Source organism: Pantoea sp. RG18, assembly GCF_025910075.1.
Lineage (GTDB): Bacteria > Pseudomonadota > Gammaproteobacteria > Enterobacterales > Enterobacteriaceae > Pantoea > Pantoea agglomerans.
Genome location: NZ_JAPCIL010000025.1, coordinates 1 through 1,072 on the forward strand (window position 1 = coordinate 1; position 1,072 = coordinate 1,072).

Genomic DNA, 1,072 nt, shown 5'->3' on the forward strand with positions numbered 1-1,072 from the left:
ATGGACGTTCGCGGTGGCGGAGCTGGCTGATGGTGAGCACGTCTTTACGGCATCGGTAACCAACGCAGCGGGCAACAGCAGCGAGGCGAAATTTACCCTGAATGTGGATACCACACCGCCAGAACCAGTGATCATCCAGTCATTACAGGATGACGTCGGTACATTGCAGTTCACCTCACCAGTGGCAGGTAATGTCATTGACGATCCGGCGCCGACCTTTACCGGCAAGGCGGAAAAAGGCTCGCTGGTTACGCTTTATGACAATGGCATCCTGCTTGCGACAGTGACGGCAGATGCACTGGGTGAGTGGAGCTATACGCCGACCACTAACCTGCTGGAAGGGACACACGGTATTACGGCGACGGCAACGGATGCTGCAGGTAACGTCAGTGAAATCAGCAGTAGCTGGGATTTTATTATCGATATCACAGCGCCTAACGTTGGGATTTCAGGAAACTCAGAGGAGTCACTGAGCGGTGTTACTGAGCCTGGCGTTGTGGTTGTCATTGTCGATAAGAACGGCACGGAATATAGCGTAGTAGCCGATCAGCAGGGTAAGTGGGTGATAGCACCTAACCCAATCTCAGCTGGCGAGTCAGGAGAGATCTACGCTATCGATCCAGCAGGGAACAAGGGCGATACAGTGGCCTTCCAGGGATCTGCACTGGCTACGTATAGCTTGCTGAATGAAAGTATGCAGGTGAACACTACCACCACTGGAGACCAGCTTAACCCGTCGACGACCCGGCTGGCGGACGGCCGCATCGTGGTGACGTGGCAGGGCGCAGGTGTCTCCGGCACCGAAGTTTACATGCAGCTCTTTGAGGCCGACGGTATACGTAAAATCGGCACCGAGCAGCAGGTGAACCAGCGCACGGCCAACAATCAGGACAGCCCGCAGGTGATCGCGCTGACCGACGGCGGCTTTCTGATTGTCTACGAGTCCAACGTTAACGGACTGGACAACAGCGGCGACGGCGTGATGGCGCGCCGCTACGGCGCCGATGGCCAGGCGGTGACCGATGAGTTCCAGGTGAACACCACCTACAGCGGTGCGCAGAACCGTCCGGGT

General features: G+C 56.8%; 1 protein-coding gene. It reads left to right on the forward strand.

The window, feature by feature from the left end; genetic code table 11:
• On the forward strand, window positions 1-1,072 hold a 1,072-nt coding region (locus OK409_RS21610), incomplete at both ends, for an Ig-like domain-containing protein (protein WP_264367521.1).